28 protein-coding genes and 2 pseudogenes are annotated in these 26006 nt (G+C 71.4%); 18 read left to right on the top strand and 12 right to left on the bottom strand.

The features are described 5' to 3' along the window. Nucleotides 1-6: 6 nt before the first annotated feature. Entirely contained in the window at nucleotides 7-657 is a 651-nt protein-coding gene (locus AB0N90_RS33560; RefSeq protein WP_361669026.1) for a cysteine hydrolase, read from the bottom strand. 148 nt (nucleotides 658-805) lie between these two features. Between AB0N90_RS33560 and AB0N90_RS33555 the strand changes: the two genes are divergently transcribed. Next, a complete protein-coding gene (locus tag AB0N90_RS33555) occupies nucleotides 806-1276 on the top strand; it encodes a pyridoxamine 5'-phosphate oxidase family protein (RefSeq protein ID WP_365202874.1) in 471 nt (156 codons plus the stop codon). Nucleotides 1277-1342: 66 nt separating this feature from the next. Here the strand turns inward: AB0N90_RS33555 and AB0N90_RS33550 are convergent, their stop codons facing one another. Next, the gene (locus AB0N90_RS33550) at nucleotides 1343-2245 is read right to left on the bottom strand and encodes a LysR family transcriptional regulator (RefSeq protein WP_361669022.1); all 903 of its coding nucleotides are present in this window, start codon (nucleotides 2243-2245) and stop codon (nucleotides 1343-1345) included. A gap of 74 nt (nucleotides 2246-2319) precedes the next feature. Between AB0N90_RS33550 and AB0N90_RS33545 the strand changes: the two genes are divergently transcribed. Next, nucleotides 2320-3264, top strand: a complete 945-nt coding sequence (locus AB0N90_RS33545) for a DMT family transporter (RefSeq protein ID WP_365202872.1) — start codon at nucleotides 2320-2322, stop codon at nucleotides 3262-3264. Between the two features lie 84 nt (nucleotides 3265-3348). On the opposite strand, the gene AB0N90_RS33540 is transcribed toward AB0N90_RS33545, so the two are convergent. Further along, complete coding sequence (locus tag AB0N90_RS33540) at nucleotides 3349-4680, bottom strand: aminotransferase class I/II-fold pyridoxal phosphate-dependent enzyme (RefSeq protein WP_365202870.1); 1332 nt, start codon at nucleotides 4678-4680, stop codon at nucleotides 3349-3351. A 62-nt stretch (nucleotides 4681-4742) separates the two neighbouring features. On the opposite strand from AB0N90_RS33540, the gene AB0N90_RS33535 reads away from it, so the two are divergent. Beyond that, nucleotides 4743-5423, top strand: coding sequence for a pyridoxamine 5'-phosphate oxidase family protein (locus AB0N90_RS33535; RefSeq protein WP_365202869.1), 681 nt, complete (start codon nucleotides 4743-4745; stop codon nucleotides 5421-5423). Here the strand turns inward: AB0N90_RS33535 and AB0N90_RS33530 are convergent. From AB0N90_RS33530 to AB0N90_RS33520, 3 genes are all read right to left on the bottom strand, one after another. Beyond that, nucleotides 5405-6391: an EamA family transporter gene (locus tag AB0N90_RS33530; RefSeq protein WP_365203013.1), complete on the bottom strand. Its 987-nt coding sequence runs from the start codon at nucleotides 6389-6391 to the stop codon at nucleotides 5405-5407. The genes AB0N90_RS33535 and AB0N90_RS33530 overlap by 19 nt on opposite strands. 248 nt (nucleotides 6392-6639) lie before the next feature. After that, nucleotides 6640-7641, bottom strand: coding sequence for an EamA family transporter (locus tag AB0N90_RS33525; RefSeq protein ID WP_365202867.1), 1002 nt, complete (start codon nucleotides 7639-7641; stop codon nucleotides 6640-6642). Between the two features lie 93 nt (nucleotides 7642-7734). After that, a complete protein-coding gene (locus tag AB0N90_RS33520) occupies nucleotides 7735-8316 on the bottom strand; it encodes a Clp protease N-terminal domain-containing protein (protein ID WP_365203011.1) in 582 nt (193 codons plus the stop codon). 289 nt (nucleotides 8317-8605) lie between these two features. On the opposite strand from AB0N90_RS33520, the gene AB0N90_RS33515 reads away from it, so the two are divergent. Then, nucleotides 8606-8800 carry a hypothetical protein gene (locus AB0N90_RS33515; protein ID WP_361670307.1) on the top strand — a complete coding sequence of 65 codons (195 nt, stop codon included), beginning with the start codon at nucleotides 8606-8608 and terminating at the stop codon, nucleotides 8798-8800. 115 nt (nucleotides 8801-8915) lie between these two features. Beyond that, entirely contained in the window at nucleotides 8916-9344 is a 429-nt protein-coding gene (locus AB0N90_RS33510) for an SRPBCC family protein (RefSeq protein WP_365202865.1), read from the top strand. Between the two features lie 75 nt (nucleotides 9345-9419). Here the strand turns inward: AB0N90_RS33510 and AB0N90_RS33505 are convergent, their stop codons facing one another. After that, nucleotides 9420-10067, bottom strand: a complete 648-nt coding sequence (locus AB0N90_RS33505) for a PadR family transcriptional regulator (protein WP_365202863.1) — start codon at nucleotides 10065-10067, stop codon at nucleotides 9420-9422. A 281-nt stretch (nucleotides 10068-10348) separates the two neighbouring features. Here AB0N90_RS33505 and AB0N90_RS33500 point away from each other — a divergent pair, with 281 nt between their 5' ends. Continuing rightward, nucleotides 10349-10708: a hypothetical protein gene (locus tag AB0N90_RS33500; RefSeq protein WP_365202861.1), complete on the top strand. Its 360-nt coding sequence runs from the start codon at nucleotides 10349-10351 to the stop codon at nucleotides 10706-10708. 40 nt (nucleotides 10709-10748) lie between these two features. Here the strand turns inward: AB0N90_RS33500 and AB0N90_RS33495 are convergent, their stop codons facing one another. Both AB0N90_RS33495 and AB0N90_RS33490 read right to left on the bottom strand, forming a co-directional pair. Then, nucleotides 10749-11636: a hypothetical protein gene (locus AB0N90_RS33495; protein ID WP_365202860.1), complete on the bottom strand. Its 888-nt coding sequence runs from the start codon at nucleotides 11634-11636 to the stop codon at nucleotides 10749-10751. A 577-nt stretch (nucleotides 11637-12213) separates the two neighbouring features. Next, nucleotides 12214-12746: pseudogene (locus AB0N90_RS33490) on the bottom strand (ATP/GTP-binding protein); the annotation flags it as partial. 15 nt (nucleotides 12747-12761) lie between these two features. Here AB0N90_RS33490 and AB0N90_RS33485 point away from each other — a divergent pair. From AB0N90_RS33485 to AB0N90_RS33465, 5 genes and pseudogenes are all read left to right on the top strand, one after another. After that, nucleotides 12762-13211 (top strand): annotated as a pseudogene (locus AB0N90_RS33485) (transposase); the annotation flags it as partial. A gap of 31 nt (nucleotides 13212-13242) precedes the next feature. Continuing rightward, nucleotides 13243-13563 carry a MafI family immunity protein gene (locus AB0N90_RS33480; RefSeq protein WP_365202858.1) on the top strand — a complete coding sequence of 107 codons (321 nt, stop codon included), beginning with the start codon at nucleotides 13243-13245 and terminating at the stop codon, nucleotides 13561-13563. 566 nt (nucleotides 13564-14129) lie between these two features. After that, nucleotides 14130-14774: a class I SAM-dependent methyltransferase gene (locus tag AB0N90_RS33475; protein WP_365202856.1), complete on the top strand. Its 645-nt coding sequence runs from the start codon at nucleotides 14130-14132 to the stop codon at nucleotides 14772-14774. Between the two features lie 134 nt (nucleotides 14775-14908). After that, complete coding sequence (gcvH, locus tag AB0N90_RS33470; protein ID WP_365202854.1) at nucleotides 14909-15292, top strand: glycine cleavage system protein GcvH; 384 nt, start codon at nucleotides 14909-14911, stop codon at nucleotides 15290-15292. A 115-nt stretch (nucleotides 15293-15407) separates the two neighbouring features. Continuing rightward, nucleotides 15408-16235, top strand: a complete 828-nt coding sequence (locus AB0N90_RS33465; RefSeq protein ID WP_365202852.1) for a PhzF family phenazine biosynthesis protein — start codon at nucleotides 15408-15410, stop codon at nucleotides 16233-16235. A 13-nt stretch (nucleotides 16236-16248) separates the two neighbouring features. Here the strand turns inward: AB0N90_RS33465 and AB0N90_RS33460 are convergent, their stop codons facing one another. Beyond that, nucleotides 16249-17082, bottom strand: a complete 834-nt coding sequence (locus AB0N90_RS33460; protein WP_361670304.1) for a type II CAAX endopeptidase family protein — start codon at nucleotides 17080-17082, stop codon at nucleotides 16249-16251. A gap of 108 nt (nucleotides 17083-17190) precedes the next feature. Further along, nucleotides 17191-18708 (bottom strand): glutamate--cysteine ligase, encoded by a 1518-nt coding sequence (locus AB0N90_RS33455; RefSeq protein WP_361668997.1) that lies wholly within the window; start codon nucleotides 18706-18708, stop codon nucleotides 17191-17193. Between the two features lie 573 nt (nucleotides 18709-19281). On the opposite strand from AB0N90_RS33455, the gene AB0N90_RS33450 reads away from it, so the two are divergent. The 6 genes from AB0N90_RS33450 (at nucleotide 19282) to AB0N90_RS33425 (ending at nucleotide 24405) form a co-directional block, all read left to right on the top strand. After that, nucleotides 19282-19869, top strand: coding sequence for a hypothetical protein (locus AB0N90_RS33450; RefSeq protein ID WP_361668995.1), 588 nt, complete (start codon nucleotides 19282-19284; stop codon nucleotides 19867-19869). 275 nt (nucleotides 19870-20144) lie between these two features. Then, on the top strand, nucleotides 20145-20351 hold the full coding sequence (locus tag AB0N90_RS33445; RefSeq protein WP_085562653.1) for a DUF5999 family protein: 207 nt from the start codon (nucleotides 20145-20147) through the stop codon (nucleotides 20349-20351). Nucleotides 20352-20506: 155 nt separating this feature from the next. Continuing rightward, entirely contained in the window at nucleotides 20507-21037 is a 531-nt protein-coding gene (locus AB0N90_RS33440; protein ID WP_365202850.1) for a universal stress protein, read from the top strand. A 160-nt stretch (nucleotides 21038-21197) separates the two neighbouring features. Further along, nucleotides 21198-21758, top strand: coding sequence for a hypothetical protein (locus tag AB0N90_RS33435; protein WP_365202849.1), 561 nt, complete (start codon nucleotides 21198-21200; stop codon nucleotides 21756-21758). A gap of 270 nt (nucleotides 21759-22028) precedes the next feature. Then, complete coding sequence (locus AB0N90_RS33430; protein ID WP_361668987.1) at nucleotides 22029-23987, top strand: amino acid transporter; 1959 nt, start codon at nucleotides 22029-22031, stop codon at nucleotides 23985-23987. A gap of 22 nt (nucleotides 23988-24009) precedes the next feature. Continuing rightward, nucleotides 24010-24405 (top strand): helix-turn-helix transcriptional regulator, encoded by a 396-nt coding sequence (locus AB0N90_RS33425; protein WP_361668984.1) that lies wholly within the window; start codon nucleotides 24010-24012, stop codon nucleotides 24403-24405. 28 nt (nucleotides 24406-24433) lie between these two features. Here the strand turns inward: AB0N90_RS33425 and AB0N90_RS33420 are convergent, their stop codons facing one another. After that, nucleotides 24434-24901, bottom strand: coding sequence for a molybdopterin-dependent oxidoreductase (locus AB0N90_RS33420; RefSeq protein ID WP_361668981.1), 468 nt, complete (start codon nucleotides 24899-24901; stop codon nucleotides 24434-24436). A 206-nt stretch (nucleotides 24902-25107) separates the two neighbouring features. Between AB0N90_RS33420 and modA the strand changes: the two genes are divergently transcribed. Next, entirely contained in the window at nucleotides 25108-25929 is an 822-nt protein-coding gene (modA, locus tag AB0N90_RS33415; protein ID WP_365202846.1) for a molybdate ABC transporter substrate-binding protein, read from the top strand. The last annotated feature ends 77 nt before the right edge of the window (nucleotides 25930-26006 follow it).

Here is a 26006-nt window from a genome sequence, read left to right as displayed (position 1 = left end):
CCCAGGTTACTGGGGCCGGCCGCGGCGCGGGGGCCCGAGGCGGCCGAGCACCTCGGCGGTCGTCGTGACGGTGGCGACCAGGGCGAGGGTGTGGCGGATCAGCGCGGCGGTGTAGTCGGCGGGCACCCCCGCGATGGCGTCGGCCGGGACGACGGCGGCGTAGCCGAGGTTGACCGCGTCGAACACCGCGTTGGGGATCGCCACGTTGGCCGAGACGCCGGTGACGATCAGGGTGTGGCAGCCGAGGTTGCGCAGCAGGGCGTCGACGCCGGTCCCGTGCAGCGGGGACAGCCCGTGCAGCCGTCGTACGACCAGATCCTCCTCGGCGACCTCGATCGGCGGCGCGACCCGCACCGCCGTACTGCCGGACAGCTGGTGCACGGGAAGCCGTTCGGCGGCACGGAACAGCCGGGCGTTGCGGCTCGCGCCCCGGCCGTCCGGGCGGCGCTCGGCGATCGCGTGGATCACCTGGACACCGGCCCGGTGCGCGCCGTCGACCAGCCGGGCGACATTGCCGAGGGCCCCCGAGGAGCGGGCCGCGCGGGCGAGTTCGGGCAGGGCGGCGTCCGGCCCCACCACGCCCCGCTGGCATTCCACGGTCAGCAGCACGGTGTGCGCGGGATCGAGGAGGTCGCCCAGTCGCTCGTACGCCGCCATCGCGTGCCTTTCGCCGGAGCCGGGGCGGTGAGAGTAACGGCCGTGCGCGGGAGAGGGAAGACGAGGGGGCCCGGCTGTTCCCTTCCCTGACGCGATGTCAGAGGATCACCGCTGGAGAGGTTTTCCGGTACGACGACGAGGAGGCCGCATGTCCGTCACTCCGCAGCGCCGGGGCCGCAGGATCATGATGTCGCCCGGCGAGCTGGACACGTTCCTGGCCGGACAGCGCACCTGCCGGGTCGCGACCGTCTCCGCCGACGGCGCCCCGCACGCGAGCGCGCTCTGGTTCCTCTGGGACGGCGGCGCGCTGTGGCTCTACTCGCTGGTGCGCAGCCGCCGTTGGACCCAGCTCGGCCGCGATCCCCGGGTGGCGGTGGTGGTCGACGCGGGCGAGGAGTACGGCGAGTTGCGCGGGGCCGAGCTGGCGGGGCGGGTGGAGTTCGTCGGCGAGGCGCCCCGCACCGGGCTGCCGTGCCCCGAACTCGTGTCCGTGGAGGGGGCGTTCGCCCGCAAGTACTTCGGCCTGGACGAGCTGCCGCACGACGGCAGGCACGCGTGGGCGCGGCTGGTCCCGGAGCGGATCACCTCCTGGGACTTCCGCAAACTCGGCTCGCTGTGACCCGGCTCCCGCAACTCGGCCCCCTGCCAGGGGAGTCGGGGCACCACGAGCCCCCCGGCGCCCCGGTCAGCCGACCTGTTGCGCGGCCGTGCGCAGGGCCTCGACCGCCGCGCGGATGGAGGGCCGGCGGTCGGCGTCGGCCCGCCAGATGACATAGACGTGCCGCCGCACCCGCTGGGTGAGCGGTACGAGGACCACGCCGTCCGGCACCGGATGGCGGCCCAGCAGCGGGGCGATGCACACCCCCAACCCGGCGGACACCAGCTGGAGTTGGGTGTGGGTCTCGCCCGCGCGATGGCCGACGATCGGCTCGACGCCCTTGGAGCGCAGGGTGAACATCAGCCACTCGTGGCAGAACTCGCCCTCGCCCCAGGTGATCCACTCGTCCTCGGCGAACTCGGCGAGGTCCACCTCCTCGCGGTCGGCGAGCCGGTGTCCTGCGGGCACGGCGACCTCGGCCGGATCGTCCAGGAGCGGCGCCTTGACCAGTCCGTCGGGCACCGGCATCGGCTTGTTGTACCAGTCCAGGACCACCGCGAGATCGAGGTCGCCGCGCACCACGGCGGCGATGCCCTGCTCCGGTTCCAGTTCGCTGGAGCGCACCCGCAGCCCCGGGTGCTCGGCGCGCAGCGCCCGCAGCGCCACCGGGAACAGGCCCCGGGCGGCGGTGGGGAAGGCGGAGAGACGCAGCTCGCCGACGACCTGCCCGCGGTGCGCCTCCAGGTCCGACTCGGCCAGCTCCACCTGCGACAGGATGCGCGCCGCGTGCTCCGAGAGCAGCCGGCCGGCGTCGGTGAGCCGTACGCCCCGGCCGTTCTTGGCGAGGAGCTGCTGGTTGATCTCGCGTTCCAGCTTGCCCAGCTGCTGGGAGACGGCGGACGTGGTGACATGCAGGGCGTCGGCCGCGGCACTGACCGAGCCGTGCCGGGCCAGGGCGTCCAGGGTGCGCAGGCGCTCCAGGTTCAACATATAAGCGATCCTACGAGATACCCGGTGAGATTTCTCGATTGTGCTACGAAGTTTGGTCCCGCATTGTTGTCGTCATGAGCACGGTCACCGCATCCCGAACGCAGTCCCCCACCACCCCGGACCAGTCGCCTCCCCGCCCCCGCCTCGACTGGCGGCTGCGCTTCGGCGCCCTCTCGCTGATCTGGGGCTTCAGCTTTCTGCTGATCAAGGTGGGCACGAGCGGGTACGCGCCGTTCCAGGTCACCCTCGGCCGACTGGTCTTCGGCACGGCGGTGCTGGTGGCGGCGATGGCCGTCAAGCGGGAGCGGCTGCCGCGCGGGGGCCGGCTGTGGGCGCACATGGCGGTCGCCGCGTTCTTCCTGAACGCCCTGCCGTTCTCCCTCTTCGCCTACTCCGAGCTGACCATCCCGTCCACGCTGGCCGGTATCTGCAACGCCACCTCGCCGCTGTGGGGCATGGCGCTCTCCGTGGTCGCGCTCTCCGAGGACCGGCCGACCCGGGTCCGGGTGGCCGGGCTCGGGCTCGGCTTCCTCGGGGTGCTGACGGTGCTCGGCGCCTGGCAGGGCTTCCACGGCCTCGACGCCACCGGCACGGCGATGGCCCTGCTCGCCTCGCTGAGCTACCCGGTGGGCTGGATCTACGTCCGGCGGACGCTGGCGGGCACGGGCAACTCCCATCTGTCCATGACGGGCGGCCAGTTGCTGGTGGCCACGGTGCAACTGGCGGTCGTGACACCGCTGTTCACCGGCATGCCGAAGCACTTCGCCCTGGTGCCGCTGCTGGCCGTCGCCGCGCTGGGCGCGCTCGGCACGGGGCTCGCGGTGCTCCTCCAGTACGGCCTGGTCGCCGAAGTCGGGCCCACGACCGCGCAGATGGTCACCTATTTCATCCCGGTGATCGCGACCGCGGCGGGCGTCGCGATCCTCGGGGAGTCGCTGCACTGGAACACCCCGGTGGGCGCGGCGATCGTGCTCGCGGGGGCGGCGCTCACGCAGGTGCGGGGCAGGAAGAGCGCCTGAGGGGCGGGACCTGGAAGGTCCGTGCGCGAGTGCCGCCGGTATGCGGTTCTCGCGCAGTTCCTCATCCCCCCGCGTGACCCGCCGCTACCCGTAGACCCGTGACGGCGACGGCCGTACCGCCGCCTCGATCGCCTCCGCAAGGGGTTCGAGGTCCGCCGGGGTCAGCGGGGACACCGTGATCCGGACGGCCGGGGGGCTGGTCAGGCGGAAGCGGGCGCCCGGGGCGACGACCCAGCCGGACTGGAGCAGCCGGGCGACGGCGGTGGTCTCGTCGGGGACCGGGACCCAGAGGTTCATGCCGGTACGGCCCCGGGCCTCGATGCCCCGGGCGGCCAGGGCGTCGATCAAGGGCTGCCGCCGGGAGCGGTACGACTCCGCCACCGCCGTACGGTCCACCGCTCCCCCGCCCCACAGCTGCGCCAGCGCGCGCTGGAGCAGCAGGCTCACCCAGCCGGGGCCGAGGCGCAGCCGGCCGCGGACCCGGTCGACGGTCACCGGGTCGCCCGCGAGGACGGCGAGGCGCAGATCGGGGCCGTAGGTCTTGGCGGCGGAACGCGCGAAGGCCCAGTGCCGGGTGGCGCCCGCGAGGGGGTGCGGGGGCAGGTCCACGATGCCGTGGCCGTGGTCGTCCTCGATCAGCAGGGTGTTCGGATGCGCGCGCAGCACCGTGCGCAGGGCACGGGCACGGGCGGCGGTCACGGCGGCGCCGGTCGGGTTCTGGGCGCGGGCGGTGACGAGCACCGCGCGGGCCCCGTCGGCCAGGGCGCGGGCCAGCTCCTCGGGCAGCGGCCCGTCGTCGTCCACGCCCACCGGGACCGTGCGCAGACCGAGCGCCGGCATCAGATCGAGGGCGCTGCCCCAGCCGGGATCCTCGACGGCGACCGCGTCACCGGGCCTGAGGTGCGCGGCGAGGACGCGCTCGATGGCGTCGAGGGAGCCCGAGGTGACGGTGAGGGGCCCCGCGGGGACGCCGTCGGCGTCGAGTTCGGCGCGGGCGACGCGGAGCAGACCGGGGTCGACCGGGTCCTCGCCGTACAGGACGGCCCGCCGGTCCCCCGCCTCGGCCGCGACCGCGAGCGCCGGGGCGAGCCGGGGCAGCAGCTCGGGGTCCGGGTTGCCGGTGGACAGATCGCGGGCGCCCGGCGGCACCTCCACCCGCAGCTGAGCGCGTCCGGTGGTGACCGGCTTGGGCCGCACCCGGCTGCCGCGCCGCCCGGCGGTCTCGATCACCCCGCGCTCACGCAGCGTGCGATACGCGGCCGCGACGGTGTTCGGATTCACCCCCAGCCGCGCGGCCAACTCCCGCATGGGCGGCAGTGCTTGGCCCGGCCGCAGCTCCCCGGTACCCACCGCGCGTTCGACATCGGCCGCGATCTCAGCTGCGCCGCGGCCCTCGATCCGATACTCTCCTAGCACAAAATCAATTATGCACTAGTACAAAAGCGATCGCCTGTCGGCTTCGCCTTGGAGGGACCGTCATGCCGGACACGACCGCGGAAACCCAGCCCGCCGCCTACACCCCGACCGACCGCACCATGCCCACGCGCGACGCGGAACGGGCGTCGTACGACAGGGAGGTGGTGCACGCGATACTGGACGAGGGGTACGTCTGCCATCTGGGCTTCGTCCGCGACGGCGCCCCCGTGGTGCTGCCCACGCTGTACGGCCGGGTGGGCGAGCGGCTCTACATCCACGGCTCGACGGGTTCGCGCCCGCTGCGGATGACCGGTGCCGCCGATCCGGGTCTTGAGGTGTGCCTGACCGTGACCCATGTGGACGGACTGGTGCTGGCCCGTTCCGCCTTCAACCACTCGGTCAACTACCGCTCCGTGGTGGTGCACGGCATCGCGCACCAGGTCACCGACCCCGAGGAGCGGCGCCGCGCGCTGGACGCCCTGGTGGACCATGTGGTGGCGGGCCGCGCCGCCGACTCCCGGCCCGCGAACAAGAAGGAGCTGGCCGCCACCGCGGTGATCCGTCTGGATCTGGACGAGGTCTCCGCCAAGATCCGCACCGGCGGCGCCAACGACGAGCCCGAGGACCTCGCCCTCCCCTACTGGGCGGGCGTCGTCCCGCTCCGCAAGGGGTACGACGCCCCGATCCCGAACGCCGACCTGGCGTCCGGGATCGAGCTGCCGGACTACCTCACCGGGGAGTGACTCTTCTTCGGCACGGCCGGGTTGTCACCGGGCCCCGCCGGACGGCCGCCCCTGCGTAGCGCGGTCTCGCTCACGGTCAGGCCCGCGACCGCCGTGAGCATCAGCAGGGTGCCGGCCACGGTGGTGACCGTGAGCCGCTCGCCGAGCAGCAGCACCGCGAGCACGGCCGCGGTCACCGGTTCGAGCAGCATGATCACGGAGACGGTGGCGGACCGTACGACGGCCGCGCCCGCGAAGTACAGGGCGTACGCGAGCGCCGTGGGCACGGCGGCGATGTAGCACAGGAGCCACAGCAGCCGGGCCGGGTGGCCGGTGTGCGGGAGCAGCCCCTCCGGCAGCGCGAACGGCAGCAGGCACAGGGTGGTCACCGCGAAGGCCCATACGGTGGTCTCGGCGGCGTCGGCGCCGCCGTCCCGGCCCCACCAGCGGGTCAGCAGGGTCATGGCGCCGTAGCCCGCGGCCGACAGCAGCGCGAGCAGCACGCCCGCGGGGCGGACGGCCGCGGCCGAGTCGCCGAAGGTCAGCACGGCGAGTCCGGCGAGGGCCCCGGCGACGGACAGGACGCCGCCCGCGCCGAGCCGCTCACCGAGCAGCAGCCGGGCGCCGAGCGCGATGAGCACGGGGCCCGCGCCGAGGGTGACGACGGTGGCCACGGCGAGTCCGGTGGCCGCCACGGCCGCGAAGTACGCGGTCTGGAACACCGCGAGCCCGAGCCCGGTGGCGACGGCCTTCAGCATCCGGCGTGCCGTCGGTTCGGCCGCGCCCCGCCGGGGTCGCGGGCGCAGACCGCGGCCGGCGAGCAGCAGCAGGAGCCCCAGCGCGCAGCGCCAGAAGGAGAGGCCGAAGGCGCCCATGTCGCTGGCCCGGTAGACCAGGGAGGCGGCGGCCCCTGCGGTGCCCCAGGCGGCACCGGTGACGATCAGATAGAGCAGGCCGCGCCCTACAGGCAGGCCGGTGGACGTCTTCAGGTTCGCGTTCGAGGTCGAGTTCGCGTTGGAACTCGGGTTCTGGTTCTGGTTCGACAAGGAGGTTTCTCCGCAGAAACGCGCCCAAGGGGCGCGGAAGTTCGGGGGCGGCCCGATTCATCGGGTCGCGCGGACTTCGTCTGCGGGCAGCACCGTCCGGCCCGGCGCCGATCGCGCCGAGCGGGTGTCCCGGAGGCCCGCCTCAGGCGGCGGGCGGCGGAAGTACGAGCGTGGACGGCATGACCAGCACCTTAGGTGGAGGTGCGCTGCTCGGACAACGCCCTTTCCGGGCCGCCCGTGGCCACCGGTTCCAGGGATCCCTTGGCGGGCGCCGCGGACTGGGCGATGAACGCGCCGACCAGGACGACGGCCCCGCCGAGGACCTGCGGCGCGGACAGGTGCTCGCCGAGCAGCACCCAGGCCAGCACCGTCGCGATCACCGCCTCCAGGCAGGCCACGACCCCGGCGACCTGCGGGGACAGCCGTCGTACCGACAGCACACCGGTGACGTAGGCGACCACCGTGGCGACGAGCACGATCCAGACGAGGAGGGCGAGGGCGGGTACGGCGGTGCCGTCCATCCGCGCCGAGCCGGTGAGCGCGGCCCAGTGGATCTCCCAGGGGCGGGCTACGGCGCTGAGTACGAGGGCGCCCACGATCAGGCCGTAGGCGATGACGCCCAGCGGGTCCGGTGCCCGGGTGCCCGCGTCGCTGCCCTGGTCGGACAGGATGAAGTAGCCGACCTGGCAGCAGGCGGCGGCGAGCGCGAACGCCAGGCCCAGCGCGTCGAAGCTCAGCCCCGACCAGACCTCCACCACACAGGCGAGCCCACCGGCCGCGAGGACGACACCGAGCGCGGCGGCGCGGGTGACGGGCCGCCGCTGCACGAACCGCACCCAGCCGAGCACCAGCGCGGGCGCCAGGTACTCGACGAGCAGCGCCACGCCCACGGGTATGCGGGAGAGGGCGGCGAAGTAGCAGGCCTGGACACCGGCGACGGCGAACAGTCCGAAGCCGAGGAGCAGCGCGGGACGGCGGCGCGGCAGGGCGCGATGGCGCCAGGCGAGCGGCAGCATGACCAGGGCGGCGCCGGTCACCCGCAGCCACACCACGTGCAGCGGGTCGAGGCCCGATTCGATCAGCGGTTTGGCGGCCACTCCGGACCCGCCGAAGGCCAGCGCGGAGACGAGCGCGAGACCCAGCCCGACGCCTCTGCCGCCGCTGTCACTGCTCTCAGAGGTACGCACCGGCACATGATGACAGGCGCCGACAGGAGCGTCATCCCCGTTGACACCTGTCTCAGGAGATGGACGCCGGGAGGGGATCCGTCCGGGTTCGACGCGGTCTCAGAAGGCCGCGTCCTGCGCGAACTCCCCGGCCCCGGCCGCCCCGCCCCCTCCGGAACCGGCCGCCGCCCCGAACGCTCCGGACCCGGCCTCGCTCCAGGCGGAGCCCGGCTGGGCGCCCGGCTCGGCGCTCCGGTCGGCGATCAGCGCGGAGATCCGCTCGGACAGCTCGCGCGCGTCGATCCCCGCGCGTTCGAGCACCTCGACGGCCCGGGAGTCCGGGTCGGCGACGAGCGCGGCGAACAGATCGGGCGCGTCGGCCGCGGACCCGCCGCGTCGCCGCGCCCGCTCCCGGGCCTGGCGCAGGGCATCGGCCGCCGCCGGTGACCAGTCGCCCGCGTCGCCCGTGGCGGGACGGGGTACGACGGCGATCGCGCCCGAGTCCTCCACACTGCCCTGCCAGCGCAGGCCGTAGCCGATGCTGCGCTGCACCAGATAGCCGAGGAGCCGGGCGAGTTGGGGCGGGCCGCCGACGACCGCGCGTACCTCGGGGTCCTGTTCGAGGAGCGAGTGCAGCAGATGGGCGGTGTCGACCTGCCGGTCGCCGTCCCGCACGGCCCGGCGGCGGGCACCGGCGACCACCGTCGCGAGCTCGACGCCGAGCCCCGCGGCGTCCTGGTGCGGGTGCGCCCCCGGGGTGCCGGGGGCGGTCGGACGGGCGGTACGGGATTGCACAACCTCACCCCATCAGCCACGGCAGACCGAGTCATCCTCGGGCGGAACCATTTGGGCGTCCCACGCAGAGTGGACATCGCCATCGGCGATCTCATCCTTGGGGAGGAGATTTCGGCCGATCCGCCCCGGGGGCGCGCGCCGGTTCGCACACCACCGCGTGGGCAACCGTCGTACGTCGCCGTACGTCACTCAGGGCATGGAGGGCAGGGGCGGGTGCTGGCTCGTCGCACTGCCGGCGATCGACGGCAAGGAGTACGTGTACCGGGTCTACGCACCCCGGGACGCGCTGCTCGCCGACCTGTTCTGGGAGGCGTGGCACTGCCATGACGAGAGCGCTCTGCCACGCGCGTGGGACCTGTTCGACACGGCGGTGATCCGGCACATCGGCTGACCGAGCCCGCGCTCTCCACGCCTCCTGACGGTCCATCAGTATTGAATGTTCACGGTGCTGCGGCTACGTTCCGCGACACCGTAGCCGGATTCGCCCGAACCGAAGGGGTGGTCGCATGGCCGAAGTCAGCGCGGAGGCACGCATCGAGGCACCGGCCGACAAGGTGTGGGCGCGGCTCACCGACTGGTCGTCGTACGGCGAATGGAACGCCACCCACACCGGCTTCCCCTCCGGCGGTCCGGAATCGCTCGCCGTAGGGGGCACGTTCCGGGAGAACATGAAGCTGATGGGGTTCCCGGCCGAGGTCGACTGGACCATCGAGGAGCTGGAGCCGGCCCGGGTGTTCGCGATCCGCGGCAAGGGCCCGATGGCGGTCACCGTCGCCACCCGCTACACGCTCGTCCCGGACGGAAACGCCACGACGCTGCGCATCGAGGGCGAGTTCACCGGCGCCGCGGTGTCGCTGATGGCGGCCCGTCTCAAGGACTCGGCGACGACCGCCCTGACCGAGTCGCTGCGCAAGCTGGACGGGCTGGTCGGCTGAGGCGGGCGGAGACACGGAGGGTGCCCCGCGGAATCGCTCCGCGGGGCACCGCGCCGCACCTCCCCTTACGACGGCTCAGTCCTCGTCGGCGAGGATGAGGTACAGCTTCTTTCGGGCCTCGTTGACGACGGCCAGCGCCTTCTCGCGCTGCTCCTTGGTGCCGGTCTTCCAGACCTGCCCGAAGGCTTCCATCAGCCCCATGCCGGCCTGCCGGATCTCGCCCAGCGCCTCCCAGTCGACCCCGCGCGAGGCCTCTTCCCAGGGCGCCTGCGAACCCTCATCGGCGACCCCGCGGCCGCTCTCGGTGAGGGAGAACAGCTTCTTGCCGCCCTCGCTCTCGCTGGCGATCAGACCCTCGTCCTCCAGCATCTGGAGGGTCGGGTAGACCGAGCCGGGGCTGGGCTTCCAGGCGCCGCCGCTGCGTTCGGCGATCTCCTGGATCATCTCGTAGCCATGCATGGGCCGTTCCTTCAGCAGAGCCAGGATCGACGCCCGCACGTCACCGCGCCGCGCCCGCCCCCTGGGTCCGCCCCGCCCCCGATGCCCCCAGGGCCCGAATCCCGGCCCGAACCCCGGCCCACCGGGCCCGAACCCCGGCCCGCCCGGACCCCCCGGCCCACCGGGCCCGAACGGCCCGAACGCGGCCCGCCGCGCCTCGAACCCACCCATACCCCCGCCGTGCCGACCGCGACCCTCGTGCCGCTCGAATCCATGTCCACGCATGGTGATCACTCCATTCCATCGCTGATCTATTGCGTCTGCATCGCGTATCGTTCGCGATGCCTCAACGATATATCGGAACAGCTCGCCTGCCAAGCCCCTTTCCGAAGAGGGTGACCTGTCTCAGCGAAGACGCACCGGTCTCACTGAAGATTGACGACTGGCCTGTTCGTCTCATCGAAGTTTCACCAGACCGGGCTGTCCCGCCTCAGGTGTTCTGGCCTCTGCTGCGCATGATCTGGTTCGCTGGTCCGGCTGTCAGTGAGGCGTGGCAGGCTGCGCCCATGAGCTATGACCTTGCGGTGTGGGAGGGCGAGAGGCCGGCGGATGACGCTGCTGCGGCCCGGCGCTTCAGCGATCTGTACGACCGCTTCGTTGACACGGATGAGCCTGCGGTTGCTCCGGCTGAGCGCATCGCAGCCTTCGTCGCCGTGCTCTTGGAACGGTGGCCGGATCTCACCGAAGACGACGATGACACCTCACCCTGGTCAACCGCTCCGCTGATCGGTGAGGCTCGTGGCCCGTTGATCTACTTCCCCATGCGCTGGAGCATGGCCGACGAGGCATCTACCCACGCGGCCGAGGTCGCTTCGTCGATGGGCCTCAACTGCTTTGACCCGCAATCTCGGAAGCTGCGACCGTAACGAGGGTGCGGGTGCTGCATTCACCCTGAGTCACCGCAGGTCAAGACCCGGAAGGAGCGCGCGGTGGCGGAGATGGCCGGACAGTCTCCTCAGGGAAGAAGACGTCGTGGAGCTTGTAGCCATAGGCAGCCACGAACCTGCGGTGTAACAAGTGGCCTTCGACCCACTGGACGAGCGGATCATTTTCCTTGGGTGCGTATCCAACCAGGATGTCGCGGTGCGTGACCTCTGCGGCCAGCCATCCGATGTGGCCGGACTGCCTGGCCCTCCAGGCCCACTCCGGGTTTGCCAGGAGTCCGGTGAGGGTGACGATCTGCGGGTGAAAGAGGATGCCAAGGGTCGTGGAGGATGGGGCTGGCTGCCCACCAACGTCGCGTAGGTGAAGCTGTGCCTCGCCGATGATCCCGAAGGGATCGGCGAAGTGGCCCTCGACCAGACCGAGGAAGGCCGATCTGGCCCCAGAAAAGGCGTCTCTGACCCAGCGCCGACCATGGCGGCGGATGAGGTTCTGGTGGTGGCGTTGAGCCCTGCTCGTGCTGGGCAGCATGCTGATGTCGACCTGGTCGCCGGGGACGGTGCAGCCCTGGCCGATCCAGAGGCGGTGCCGCAGGCACACGTTCTGTTCGTGCGTCGTCCAGCGATGCACCGGCCCCTGGATGCCTGCTGCGTGAACGCAACGCCGACAGGCGGGCCGCTCCAGAGATCTTTTCTGCTGGGTGAGAGGCCGGCCGAAGTGCCCGTGCTCATTGGTCACAGCCCCTGGTCCGAACTCAGGCAGCGCGAGACACAAGACGGACTCCTCGAAGCCGGTGACGATACTCAGAGGCTCGATCAGTGCGGCGATCGGCGTCCGCTTCAGCATCCGAACGCCCAACAATTCACGGAGGCCCTCGCCGGAGACATGGTTGGCTGCCGCGACTCGGCGCATGAACGAGGCCACTGTCTCGTCATGGAAGGGCGGGACCACCCGGGGCAGTCGGCGGCGGGGCAGAGTCACGTCTTCGCCTGAACTGGATCAAGTGGCGCCCCTGCGTTCTCAGGCGCTCGCTTGGAGTTCCGCAGGCCGTGGGCCTTCTGGCGACAGGTCGATGAACAGAGGAAGCGCCTCTGTCCGGTGCGGACGCTCATGAGGTTTCCGCAGATCCGGCAGGGCACCCGTCGCCGGGGAGCATTCGGGTGGCGCCGGCGACGGGCCTTCCGACGACAGGATTGGGAACACCGCAGAGCCCGGCGTCCCGTGACGTCTGTGGGCGCCATGCCTGTGCCGCACTCAAGGCAGTGCGTCATCTCGAGGGTTAACTGCAGAACGGCAGCATCGCGGCCTGTGGCTGCAGTCAGGCGGGTCCAGCTGGGGACACCTCGGTGCCGAGGTGGCTCGGCCAGGTAGATCCGCAGGTAGCGAGGGGTTAGGTGGTTGGCGCGAGCCAGGCGCGCGATGAAGGACTGGGAGCCCTCGCCTGAGCGGGGGCGGATTTGGACCGGCAGGATGTAGACCTTCTCTGGGCTCATCCGGCGGACCGTGACCTGCGGAACTCGGGCGATTCCGCGGCGACGTCCAGTGCCACCGCTTCAAGTCCCGCCTTGGTGATCTTTTCCGTCCCGGTGAGGAGGGCGTCGATCGCGGCGCCGCGAATTTGGTGGGACAGGGCCCCGATCATGCCGCCGGTCCGGTTGCGGAGGTAGCAGTCGAGCGTCGCCAGTGTGCCGGGCTCGTGACGTCGCAGGATGAGGGTCTTCTCCATGGTGGCGACCAGGCCCCGCCACTCGGTGCTGTGGGGGAAGGGGTGAGTGGGGATCAGCGTGAAGCGTCCAGCGATCTGTGCCCCTCGCGTGCCTGAGAGCAAGGTGCTGTGCTCGACGTCGATACCGGCGTAGATGAACGTGGCGGGGATGCGCTCGGAGAAGTACTTCAGGGTGTCGGCGACCTCGGCGCCGTGCCTGGTGGTGAGGGAGATGTTGTGGAGTTCATCGACCAGGACAGGCCGGTTCGGGCATCGGTGCAGACACCGACGACGGACTCCATGAGGTCGGTCATGTTCAGCCTGGCCATGATGGTTGCTACTCGATCGGCGACGACACCCTGTGGGGCGTCAACCGGCGCAAGAAGGGCACCGCGAACACCCTGGCCGCGCTGAAATCGATCCGCGCCGCCCGCCCGGACGGCGCCCCGATCTACGTCATCCTGGACAACCTGTCCGCCCACAAAGGCGCCGACATCCGCCGCTGGGCGAAGAGACACAAGGTCAAGCTGTGCTTCACCCCCACCTACGCCTCCTGGGCGAACCCGATCGAGGCCCACTTCGGACCGCTGCAGCAGTTCACCGTCGCCAACTCCGACCACCGCAACCACACCGCGCAGACGCGCGCCCTGCACGCCTACCTGCGCTGGCGCAACAAGAACGCCCGCCATCCCGACGTGCTGGCCGCCCAACGACGCGAACGCGCCCGCATCCGCAGCGAGAAGGGCATCCGCTGGGGCGGGCGAGCAGCGAAAGCCACGTGACCATACCAACGGCACCGGCGACACTGACGCCATGACCGTTGATCGCGAGGCACTCCAGACCAGCTGGAACCGGACCCGTAACCACCTCGACGCCGCTCGGGGCCACCTGACGGGCCCGGCGAACATCGACCTCTCGGCGACGCTTGAGTTCCTGGAGCACAACGAGCTGGGACTGGCCTTCGACTGTCTCGTCGATCTCGGTGCCGACCTCGACCTGCCGCTCATCTTCTGGCAGCACCTCGACCGGGCAGCTCGTGAAATGCGGCTCTACAGCGACACGCTGCATACACCCCACCTCACGGCTGCCGACCTCTGCCGCCGCCACCTCGCAGCTGCCTCCGAGCAGGAGTGACCCCCGCTAACCCGGTAAACCTTCCCGGTCAGAGCACTAGCCAGTCCGGGGCGGTACACGGCCGTCCCGCTTCCGTGCGGGCGACATGCATTCGCTGATGGATCGGAATCATCTGTGGTCGCCTCGGGTCCGTACGCGAGAGCGGCCCGCACCCTGGGAGAAGGATCGTCCGCGAGCCGGGCCCGCTGTGCGGGCTCCGCCCTGGCACTCATGGCGAAATCGATCCGCACGCCGGGGTCCGGGTGGGCCAGGATCACCCTGACGGCCGGCTCGGAAAGCCCGGCCCGCTGCAGCGCGCCACGGGGCGGACGACGGTCACCGCCCCCGTCGAAGGCGAGCAGGCGCAGCAGCAGTGGTGTCGGCAGCGCCGGATTGCGGGCGACACCGTCCAGCGCGGACGTGTGGAACGCGGCCATGATTCCCCTACCCCTGTGTCTCCGTCGGCTGGTTCACGACCAGGGTCCCCGCCCGGCAGACCGTCCGGCGGACGGGCAGGCCGTCATGATCGGCCGGACAGTGCCTGGTCGCGCCCTCCGGGACATCGCCCTCCACTACCCTGTCGGGCCATGAGCGCGGACCGCTGGCTGGCAGACACCCAGGCGTCGTACGACACGGTCGCGGTCAGCTATGCCGACCAGCTGCGCGGGACCCTGGCCGGGGCGCCGTATCTTCGGGCGGCTCTGGCGCTGTTCGCCGACCTGGTGCACGCCGCCGGCGGTGGGCCGGTGGCGGACGTGGGCTGCGGACCCGGACATGTCACCGCCCACCTGCACGAGTTGGGCGTGGACGCCTTCGGCATCGACCTCTCCTCCGCGATGATCGACGTGGCCCGGCGTGACCATCCCCGTCTGCGGTTCGAGGTGGGCTCGATGACCGACCTCGACCTCGCCGATGCCTCAGTCGTCGGCCTGCTCGCGTTCTGGTCGTTGATCCACGTTCCCGACGACGCGGTGCCCACGGTCCTCGGCCACTTCCGGCGCGTGCTGCGTCCCGGCGGACCACTGCTGCTCGGCTTTCACGTCGGCGACGGGTCGAGGCTGAAGACGCAGGGCTACGGCGGCCACCCGATGAACGTCCAGGTGCACCGCCGCCGGCCCGACGGAGTGGCGGCCTGGCTGCGCGCTGCCGGGTTCACCGTCGAGGCCCACATGCTGATCGATCCCGACGAGAGCGTTCCGGGAGCGATCCTCTTCGCACGCCGGCAGCCCTGACCCGTAGCCCCCAGAGCCCGGCACCGCGAGGCCGGATCACACCGCATCACTTGAGACCGGACAAATACCCTCGAAACTCCCCCGCATCAGGCATGCTGAGTCCGCCGAACAAAAGGGACTTCCAGGGAGTGAGCATGTCGAACATCCCCGCTGATCTGCGGTTCGCCGAGTCCCACGAATGGGCTCGGCTGGAGGCGGACGGCACGGTGACGGCCGGGCTGAGCGATCACGCCCAGCATGCGCTCGGCGATGTGGTGTTCGTGGAGCTGCCGGAGGTCGGCAAGGTCTTCGCGGCCGGCGAACCCGCCGGTGTCGTCGAGTCGGTGAAGGCCGCGTCGGACATCTACGCGCCGGTCGGCGGCGAGGTGATCGCGGTGAACGAGGAACTGGCCGAAAGCCCGGAACTCATCAACGAGGAGCCGTACGACGCCTGGTTCTTCAAGCTGAAGCCGTCGAACAAGTCCGAGCTGGACAGGCTCCTCGACGCCGCCGGCTACCGGGCGGCCATCGGCGACTGACCGCGCCACGCCCGTCCCGCCGCTCGCACTCCGGTGGCCACCGAGAGCGCGAAGCGGGCCAGCACTCCCGAATTGGCCTTGGTCCAGGGGTCCCCGGAGCCGCTAGCTTCGGGGAATGCGGATTCGAATCGTGGACGCCTTCACCGACCGGCCCTTCGCGGGCAACCCCGCCGGTGTGCTGCTCCTGGACGGCGACGGCTTCCCGGGTGACGGCTGGCTGCAGGACGTCGCCATGGAGGTCAATCACGCCGAGACGGCGTTCGCCCACCGGCTGCCCGCGGGCGGCGAAGCGGACTGGGCGCTGCGCTGGTTCACGCCCGTCACCGAGGTGGCGATGTGCGGGCACGCCACGCTGGCCACGGCACATGTGCTGCACACGACCGGCGCGCACGAGGGCCCCGTGCGGTTCGCCACCCGCAGCGGGGTGCTCGTCGCCACGCCCGCCGAGGACGGCGCGATCGCCCTCGACTTCCCGACCGCGCCGCTCACCCCCGTGGCCGTGCCGGACGGCGTCGCCGCGGCGCTGGGCGCGGAGCCGGTCGCCGCCTTCGACACCGGGGCGCACGTCGGTGACCTGCTGGTGGAGCTGGCGGACGAGAAGACCGTCCGCGGACTCGCCCCGGACCACAAGGCGCTCGCCGCCTACTCGGCGCGCGGCATCATCGCCACCGCCCGCGCCGACGACCCAGCGGGGGGCTACGACTACCTCTCCCGCTGCTTCTTCCCGAACGTCGGCATCGACGAGGACCCGGTCACCGGCAGCGCCCACACCGCGCTCGCCCCGCACTGGTCCGCCCGCCTCGGCCGCGCCGACCTCACCGGCCTGCAGGCGTCCCCCCGCACCGGCCTGGTGCGCACCGGACTGCGCGGCGAGCGCACCCTGCTCACCGGCCGCGCGGTCACCGTCATCGAGGGCGAGCTGCACACCGGCACGGACGCCTGACCGGACGACCGCCTCAGGCCGTCGGCAGCCAGCCCACCTTGCCCGCGAGGAGCGCGTAACCGACGAACGCGCCGATGTCGAGCAGCGAGTGGGCGACGACCAGCGGGCCGACCCGGCCCCAGCGGCGGTAGAGCCAGACGAACACCACGCCCATCACCATGTTGCCGAGGAAGCCGCCGATGCCCTGGTAGAGGTGGTACGAGCCGCGCAGGACCGCGCTGGCCACCAGTACGGTCCCCGGCGCCCAGCCCAACTGGCCCAGCCTGCGCAGCAGATAGCCGACGACGATGACCTCTTCGAGGACCGCGTTCTGCACCGCGGACAGGATCAGCACCGGGAACTTCCACCACACGCCGGGCAGCGCCTCGGGTACGACGGTGAGGTTGAAGCCGAGGCCCCGCGCGGCCAGGTAGAAGGCGATCCCGGTACTGCCGATCACGGCCGCGACCGCCGCGCCCCGGCCGAGGTCGGGCCAGGGCCGGGTGCGGTCGAAGCCGAGGGTGCGCAGGCTCCTGCCCTCGCGGAGCAGGAAGTGGGCGACCAGGGCGACGGGGACCAGCGCGGTGGCGATGCCGAACAGCTGCCAGGCGAGGTCGAGCCAGGGGCGGCCCGGCGCGGCCGAGGCGTTGAGGGTGGCGGCCTGGTCCTTCAGACCGCCCGGCTTGGTCACCGAGCCGATGAAACTGATCAGCGCCGAGACCCCGCTCGCGCCCAGCGACAGCGCGAGCACGAGGATCGTCTCGTCGCGCAGGATCCGCCGCGTCCGCTGCTCCAGCCCGTCCCCCAGCCCGTCCCCCAACCCGGCCGCCACCTTCACCCCTGCCTCCCACACCTCACGAGCCGCCATACGCATTGCCCGCAAGGATCGCAGAAGCACCTGGGAGAACCGCGCACCGGGCCACCGAGCCCGACGCGCGGCACCGCCGCTCCCCGCGCACCCGCCATGAACCCCCGCTCATCCCATCGGCACCGGCTCCGGCAGTCCCACCGGCCACATGTGCACCGGCTCCCCCACATGCATCAGCTCGGCGTACCGCCGTGTCGTCGCGGCCAGCGCGGCCTCCCGGGACAGTCCGCCCTCCAGGGCGCGGTGGAAGGTCGCGGCCTGCCAGGAGGCGCCGTTGACGCGGCGCCGGCAGCGCTCCTCGATGACACCGAGATAGAGATCGCGGTCGGCCGCCTCGACACCCCACGCGTCCAGCCCCGCCGAGGCCAGCGGGAGCAGTTCGTCGCGGACCAGGGTGACCGCGTCGACCTCGCCCGTGCCGCCGTACCGCCCGCGCCGGGGCCAGACGAAGCGGGCGTCGATGCCGTAGCGGCAGGCCGCGTCGAAGTTGGCCTCGGCGGCGGCGAACGGCAGCCGGGTCCACACCGGCCGGGACTCCTCGGCGAGGGCGCGCACCAGGCCGTAGTAGAACGCCGCGTTGGCGATGACATCGGTGATGGTCGGACCGGCCGGCAGTACCCGGTTCTCCACCCGCAGATGCGGTACGCCGTCCGCGATGCCGTACACCGGCCGGTTCCAGCGGTAGATCGTGCCGTTGTGCAGCACCAGTTCGGCGAGTTTCGGGGTGCCGCCGGCCGCGATGACCTCCAGTGGCTCCTCGTCGTCGCAGATCGGCAGCAGGGCCGGGAAGTAGCGCAGGTTCTCCTCGAACAGTTCGTACGCCGAGGACACCCATCGTTCGCCGAACCAGGTCCGCGGCCGTACGCCCTGCGCCTGGAGTTCGGGCGGCCGGGTGTCCGTGGACTGGAGGAACAGGGGCGGCCGCGACTCCCGCCACAGCTCGCGGCCGAACAGGAACGGCGAGTTCGCGCCCACGGCGATCTGTGCCGCGCTCGCCGCCTGCGCCGCGTTCCACACGTCCGCGAACCGTCCCGGCGTCACCTGGAGGTGCAGCTGCACGGAGGTGCAGGCGGCCTCCGGGACGATGGACTTGGCGGTGCAGACCAGATGCTCCACGCCCTCGATGTCGAGCCGGAAGTCCTCCCCGCGCGCGGCCACGATCTGGTCGTTGAGCAGGGTGTAGCGGTCGACCTCGGAGAGGTTGGAGGAGACCAGGTCGTCCCGGCCGAGCGTGGGCAGGATTCCGGTCATCACGATGCCCGCGTCGACCTCACCGGCCTTGCGGTCGGCATAGGCGAGCGAGGTCCGCAACTCCTCGGCGAGGCGGTCGAAGACACGGCCGCCGAGCCGGTGCGGGGCGATGTTCACCTCCAGATTGAACATCGCGAGTTCCGTTTGGAAGTCACGGCTCGCGATACGTTCGAGCACTTGGCCGTTCAACATTTTCGGCATGCCGTCCGGACCGGCGAGATTCAATTCGATCTCGACGCCCATGAGGTTCCTGGGGCGGTCGAATCGCTTCTCGACCAGCAGTCGCTCCAGCCCCGTCAAGCACTTCTGGAGCTTTTCGCGATAGCGCTGGCGATCGGACAGGTCGAACTGCCCTGCCACGACCTTCTCCCCCATCGAAGTGTCCCTCCTCGGATGGGCGGGCCGGCTTTCCGGCCGCCGGGGCTCCCGGGTCAGGTGGAGTAATGCCCAGTGAAAGCGATCGATAACGTCCCGCGCCACCCGGACGCCCGCTACGCTGTCGCAATGTTCCCTGCGGCACATTCACGGGGCATGTCGCGAGCGCACCTTCGGGTGCCCCGAACGCCTCGTGAAAAACGCCGATGACTTTCGGCCGTCCGCGAACGGAGCGTACGGCGTGGTCAACGCCGCGTGACCACCCGTAAACCGGGAGAATTTCCGCGAATCGGCGGCCTATTCCTGCCTTGTGGGGCCCACCGCAAAGGGATAGATGAAACTCCGCCTGAACACGCGTCGTATAAACTTCGTCCACAAGGCGGGAGGGTGGCGCCCTCGGTCCTGGTCCTGGTCCTGCCGCATTCCTGCCGTTCCGGTTGACGGGCGGCGGAGCGCGCCGCACCCTCGTTCTCCACCGACCGGCCCCCACCTCTCCGGCCTTCCGTGAGCAGACAGCGCCGTCCGCCCCACCTCCCTCGCGCCCCGCGCCTGTCGAATGAGAGGCGACCCACCATGCCGCTTCACGTTGCCCCTGCCCCCGCGCCCGCCCTGCGCTCCGTCCTCACCGCCCTGGGCTCGCCGACCGCGGTCCGTGAGGCCCGCACCCCCTCCCTGCGTGCCGCGCAGGGTCCAGCGACTCCCGAACTCCCTTTGCCCGTCCATGTGTTGGACCGGATCACGCCGCAGGGACTGTCCGCCACCCGGCTGGCGGGCTGGCGCTTTCTGATCCGCTGCGGCGACCGGGCGGTGGCCGCGGCGGAGACCATGCTCACCCCCGACGGCTGGGCCTTCTCGCACTTCTTCGAGGGCCCGTACGTCACCTCCACCGAGCTGGCCCTGAAGCAGGCGGAGTCACTCCAACACCCTTACCAGCCAAGGCTGTTGTCGGTTCCCGGCCTCTACATGCTCACCCTGTGGCTGCACGGCGACACCGCGGCCGACGGCGCCGAGGGGCATCCGGCCGCCACCGATCTGCTGGTCCCGCTCGCCCCGGCACCGCCCGGCATCGCGGCGCACCGGCCGCACCCGGTCGCCGATCTGCTCCCGGTGCTGACGCTGCGGGCCACCCGGCTCCCCCTGCTCGGCTCACCGGCGGCCTGACCGGGGCGTCGGGCGGATCGGCGGCCCGTCTCCGGGGCCCGGACGGAACGTCGGCCCGTCCGGGCCCCCGGACGGACTAGTCCACCTCGGCCAGACGAACCACCCGAATTGACAGGGTAGTTGGGCTGAACCGTCCGCCCGGGTGACGCGTCCTCAACCTGTGGGAAGCGGTGCCTCGAAATCCCTGCGGAACGATGCCCGTGGGGCAAGACTGGGTTCCGAACGACTGCATGACGGGGGACGCCATGACCACCACAGAGCGAGAGATCCCATTCATGTGCCAGCACCAGCCACCGTGCCCGCCAGCCGAGTCCGCCGACCGGGAGTCCGCCCGTCTCGTGGCGCACCACCCGGAACAGGGATGGAGCCTGCTGTGCAACGGTGTCCTGTTCTTCGAGGACACCGGTGAGCTGCTGCCCGACGGTCGCGTCATCGCCCCGCACCGCCCGCTCGGCGCGGACGAGGTGATGACCGCCGCCTGACCGGGGCGGCGCCGCGAGGACGGCGAGGACCCGAGGGGCCGGCCGCGCCCATCCGGTGCGCGACCGGCCCCGACGTGTCTCCGACTGGTCCTCTGCCCGCCGCGGGGGTGGGATGGAAGGAGACGGCACGGGACACCGGTGAGGAACGGTGAGTCATGTCCGGTCACGACGCCTCGGCGGTCGGACGTGTGGTGGTCGGGGTGAGCGGCTCCCTGGGCAGCGTCACGGCGCTGCGGCGGGCCGGGGCGCTCGCCCTCCGGCTCGGGGCCGAGCTGTGGCCGGTGCTGGCCTGGGAGCCGCCGGGCGGGGATCCGGCCACCCGCCGCTCGGCCGCCGCGGCCGTGCCCGACGACGAGTGGCAGCGGCTGGCCGGGGGCCGGCTGGTCGCGGTGCTGGAGGAGGTCTTCGGCGACCGGGGGCCCGGGGTGCCGATCCACGCCCTCGTCGTCCGCGGCACCCCCGGCCGGGCGCTGGTGGCGATCGCGGACCGCGAGGACGATCTGCTGGTCGTGGGCGGGGGCCGACGGGGCCTGCAACGCGCCTTCTTCGGCCGGGTCCGCCGGCACTGCCTCGCCCATGCCGGCTGCCCGGTGCTCGCCGTACCGCCGTCCCCGCTGGAGTCCCAGCTGCTCGCGGTCCACCGGCGCAACGCCTGGCATCTGCCCATGGACACCCGGGGCCTGTGAGCGCCCCGGCCCGCGCGAGAGGCCCCGTGCGCCGGCCCCGCGGAGGCACCGCCGGACGGCGCGCGCGGCCGTAGCGGACCCGTCAAGAATCCGGCCCCGCCCATCAGGGCGCCGTCAAGGCATTGTGCCGTTCCGCCCGCGACTGTCTAACGTCGAGGTCATGGAGCACAGCGACGACACACGGGCCCGGGTGACGGGCCCGCAGCCACCGATCACCGCCACCACCGTCGCGTACGACCACGAATGGGCCGGCGAGGTGCGCACCGCCGTGCGCTGCGCCGCCGCCCTGCTCGCGCTGCTGCTGTGCATCGACGGCGCGGCCGGCTCCCTCACCTGGTGGCGGGGTCTGCTGTGGTCCGCCCTGGCCCTGCTCCTGCTCCTCGTCCTGTATCCGGCCAAGGTGTCGGCCGGTGACGGCTGGCTGGCCAGCAGGCGGCTGCTGCGTACCCGCCGGGTCCACACCGATCTGCTGGTCGCGGTCCGCCCGCTGGACGGCGTCAACCAGCGGCTGGTGCTGCGCGACCTCCTGGGGAACCGGGTGGAGATCGACCCGGAGGTGCTGGTGCGCAACCCCGCCCTGTGGCACCGGCTCGACGACGGCGCCCGCCACTCCCTGGCCGGCGGCACCCTGCGCTGCGGCACCACCGCCCTCGACCGGCTCGCCCGGCGGCTGGACCGCGAGACGGCCCTGGCGGTCTTCCGGGCCTCCGGACTGGAGTGACCGTGCCCCGGACGACACCCGCGCACGATGACACTCGGTGGCCACTGATTCCCGGGGGGTGCACCACGCCACTCGTTCGGCTCAGCTCCCGGTGATCCGCTCCTGCCTCGGCTTCTTGATGCGGCCCTGATGGCACCGCGCCATTCTTAACGCAAGATTGATGCCTCCCCGCCCCTGATCCGGAGGCCCAGGCGTCACGCTCTGCATACGCTGGTGCCGCCGTCCGTGTGATGGCCGAAAAGAGCTGAGCCCCACATCAGGAGCGCACCGATGGCCACGACCGAACACCCTCCCAGTACCGGTCGCCTGCGCGCCTGGATGCTGGAGGGCCTGGCCGACATGGGCAAGAGCGGTGGCCACACCGGACCGCACGCCCAGCCCGAGCCCCCGCACAAGGGGCAGCGCTGGTGGCGGGTCATGTGCCTGACGGGTGTCGACTACTTCTCCACCCTCGGCTATCAGCCGGGCATCGCGGCGCTCGCGGCCGGTCTGGTCTCCCCCATCGCGACCATCGTGCTGGTGCTCGTCACCCTGGCGGGCGCGCTGCCGGTCTACCGGCGGGTGGCCGAGGAGAGCCCGCACGGCGAGGGCTCCATCGCCATGCTGGAGCGGCTGCTGTCCTTCTGGAAGGGCAAGCTGTTCGTGCTGACCCTGCTCGGGTTCGCGGCCACCGACTTCCTGATCACCATCACCCTGTCCGCGGCCGACGCCTCCACCCACCTGGTGGAGAACCCGCATCTGACGCACGCCCTCCAGGGCAAGCAGATGCTGATCACGCTGCTGCTGGTGGCGCTGCTCGGCGCGGTGTTCCTCAAGGGCTTCCTGGAGGCGATCGGCGTCGCGTTCGCGCTGGTGGGCGTCTATCTCGCGCTCAACCTGGTCGTGGTGGCCGTCGGCCTGTACCACGTCATCACCGCCGAGCATGTGGTCACGGACTGGACCAACGCCCTGACCGTGCAGCACGGGAACATCTTCGTGATGATCGGCGTGGCCCTGATCGTCTTTCCGAAACTCGCCCTCGGTCTGTCCGGATTCGAGACCGGCGTCGCCGTCATGCCGCACGTCAAGGGCGACCCGGGCGACACCGAGGAGCACCCCACCGGCCGGATCCGGGACGCCAAGAAGCTGCTGACGACCGCCGCCGTCATCATGAGCTGCTTCCTGATCACCAGTAGCTTCATCACCACCCTGCTGATCCCGGAGAAGGACTTCCAGCCGGGCGGCCCGGCCAACGGGCGTGCCCTCGCCTATCTGGCGCACCAGTACCTCGGCGGCGCCTTCGGCACGGTCTACGACGTCTCGACGATCGCCATCCTGTGGTTCGCCGGCGCGTCCGCCATGGCGGGCCTGCTCAATCTGATGCCGCGCTATCTGCCCCGGTACGGCATGGCCCCGCACTGGGCGCGCGCGGTGCGTCCGATGGTCATCGTCTTCACGCTGGTCGCGTTCCTGGTGACCTGGATCTTCGACGCCAACGTGGACAAGCAGGGCGGCGCGTACGCCACCGGTGTGCTGGTACTGATCAGCTCCGCGGCGATCGCGGTGACCATCGCGGCGCGCAAGGCGGGACAGCGCCGCTGGACCATCGGCTTCGCCGTGATCTCGGTGGTGTTCCTGTACACGACGGTCGTCAATGTCATCGAGCGTCCGGACGGTGTGAAGATCGGTGCCTGCTTCATCGTCGGCATCATCCTGGTCTCGCTGCTGTCCCGGCTGGCCCGCGCCTTCGAGCTGCGCGTGACCAGCGTGACGCTCGATCCATTGGCGGAACGTTTCATCCGGGACATGGCCAGCCGCAAGATGCGGTTCATCGCGAACGAACCGGGGCACCGGGACAAGGCGGAGTACCGCGACAAGATCGAGCAGATCCGCGCCGACAACGACATGCCGGAGCAGGAGGACTTCGTCTTCGTCGAGGTCACGGTCACCGACCCGTCCGAGTTCGAGGCGAGTCTGACCGTGCGCGGCGAGGTGCTGCACGAGCGCTACCGGGTGCTGACGCTGGAGTCGGCGTCCATCCCGAACGCCCTGGCGGCGCTGCTGCTCCATGTCCGCGATGTCACCGGCTGCACCCCGCACATCTACTTCGAGTGGACCGAGGGCAGTCCGTTCGCCAACTTCCTGCGGTTCTTCCTGTTCGGACAGGGCGAGGTCGCGCCGGTCACCCGGGAGGTGCTGCGCGAGGCGGAGCCCGACCGGGACCGCAGGCCGCGTGTGCACACGGGCTGAGCGGCGCCCTATCGTTCTCCGCATGCAGTCCTACACGATCGGCCAGGCGGCGCGGCTGCTCGGCGTCAGCCCGGACACCGCCCGCCGCTGGGCCGACGCGGGCCGGGTGGCCACCCACCGCGACGAGGCGGGGCGGCGGCTGATCGACGGCCGGGACCTCGCCGCGTTCTCCGTCGAACTGGCCAAGGGCGGCAGCGGCGAGGAGGAGGCCTCCTACACCTCCGTGCGCAACGCCTTCCCCGGCATCGTCACCGCCATCAAACTCGGCGACGTCGCCGCCCAGGTCGAGATCCAGGCGGGCCCGCACCGTCTGGTCTCCCTGCTGACCCGCGAGGCGGTGGAGGAACTCGGCCTGGAGGTCGGAGTGGAGGCGACGGCCCGAGTGAAGTCGACAAACGTCCATATCGACCGCGTCTGACCCCGTCGGCTCGGGCCGTCCCACCACCTCACGGAACGGCCGCCACCTCCATCTGCGCGCAGCGGTAGCTCCCGTCCACCCGGATCGCGGTGATTCCGCTGATGTGCCGGGCTCCGCAGCGATCCTGGGGCAGGACCAGTTGGGGGCCGGCCGCGTCCAGGGGGGTGTCGTCGATGCTCACGCCCAGCAGGACGGGCGCGTCGGCGAAGTCCGGGTCGATCTCGGCCCAGGACAGCAGCGCGTGGTGGCCGTCGGTGCCGGTGACGGCGATCAGGAAGCGCAGCCGGTCCTTGCGGCGCACCGGGTCGAAGCCGGGTCCGGCGTCGGCGAGGACGTCGTACAGCCGCGGCCCCGTGAAGCGGTGGTGCTGCATGCCGCTGGTCGCGCACTCGAAGCTGACGGCCACCCGGTGCTGTGGCCAGCGCAGCAGATCCGGCACGGTCAGCCGGGAAGGACGTACGAGATCTCCGCTCAGGGCGAGTCGGGCGAGTGTCACCTGCGACCACCTCCGGCAGGACGGTACCCGCGGCGGAGCACCGTACAAACGCACATGCCAGCCACACCGCGCAAGATCCCAGCTCATGCGATGTGACAAGGGACTTACACCTGGCAGATGCGGCAGTATCATCGCGGCACGGCAGGTTCGTACAACCGTGCCAGGGCGCGACAGTCGTTCCGCACAACACGAGGAGCAGAACCGTGATGACCCCTTCCGTGCGCCGGACCCGGCGGATGCTTGAGCTGGCCGGCGCGGGAGCCGCCGCCCTGTTGACCCTCAGCGCCTGCTCGTCGTCCTCCGGGTCCTCGAACACGGCGTCGGACCCGTCGGGTTCCGCCTCTCCCAAGCTGTCCGGCACGGTCACCGTGTTCGCCGCCGCCTCGCTCCAGGAGAGCTTCACCGCCCTCGGCAAGGAGTTCGAGCAGCAGCACCCGGGCACCAAGGTCACCTTCAGCTTCGGCGGCAGCGACACCCTCGCCGCGAGCATCACCGGCGGCGCCCCGGCCGATGTCTTCGCCGCCGCCAGCCCCAAGACCATGGCCACCGTGACGGACGCCAAGGACGCGGCCGGCGCCCCGGTGACCTTCGTGCGCAACCAGCTGGAGATCGCCACCCTGCCCGGCAACCCCGGCAAGGTCGCCTCCCTGAAGGACCTCACCAAGCCCGGTCTGAAGGTCGTCCTGTGCGACAAGACCGTGCCCTGCGGTGCCGCCGCCCAGAAGGCGCTGGACGCCAGCCACCTCAAGCTCACCCCGGTCTCCTACGAGCAGGACGTCAAGAGCGCCCTGAACAAGGTCGAGCTGAAGGAGGCCGACGCGGCGGTGGTGTACAAGACCGATGTGCACGCCGCGGGTGACAAGGTGGAGGGCGTGGAGTTCCCCGAGTCCGCCAAGGCCGTCAACGACTATCCGATCGCCCTGCTGAAGAACGCCAAGAACGCGGAGACCGCGAAGGCGTTCATCGCCCTCGTCCAGTCCGCCGAGGGCCAGAAGGTGCTGGGCGAGGCCGGGTTCCTCAAGCCGTGACCCCACCCGATGAGCCCGGCGCCGGGGGGGGGAGGGGGACGCGAGCGCAACACCCCCCGACAGAACGGCCGTCACCG

The organism is Streptomyces sp. NPDC093018, from assembly GCF_040684035.1.
GTDB lineage: Bacteria > Actinomycetota > Actinomycetes > Streptomycetales > Streptomycetaceae > Streptomyces > Streptomyces murinus.
This window is presented reverse-complemented; position numbering and strand designations above follow the sequence as displayed.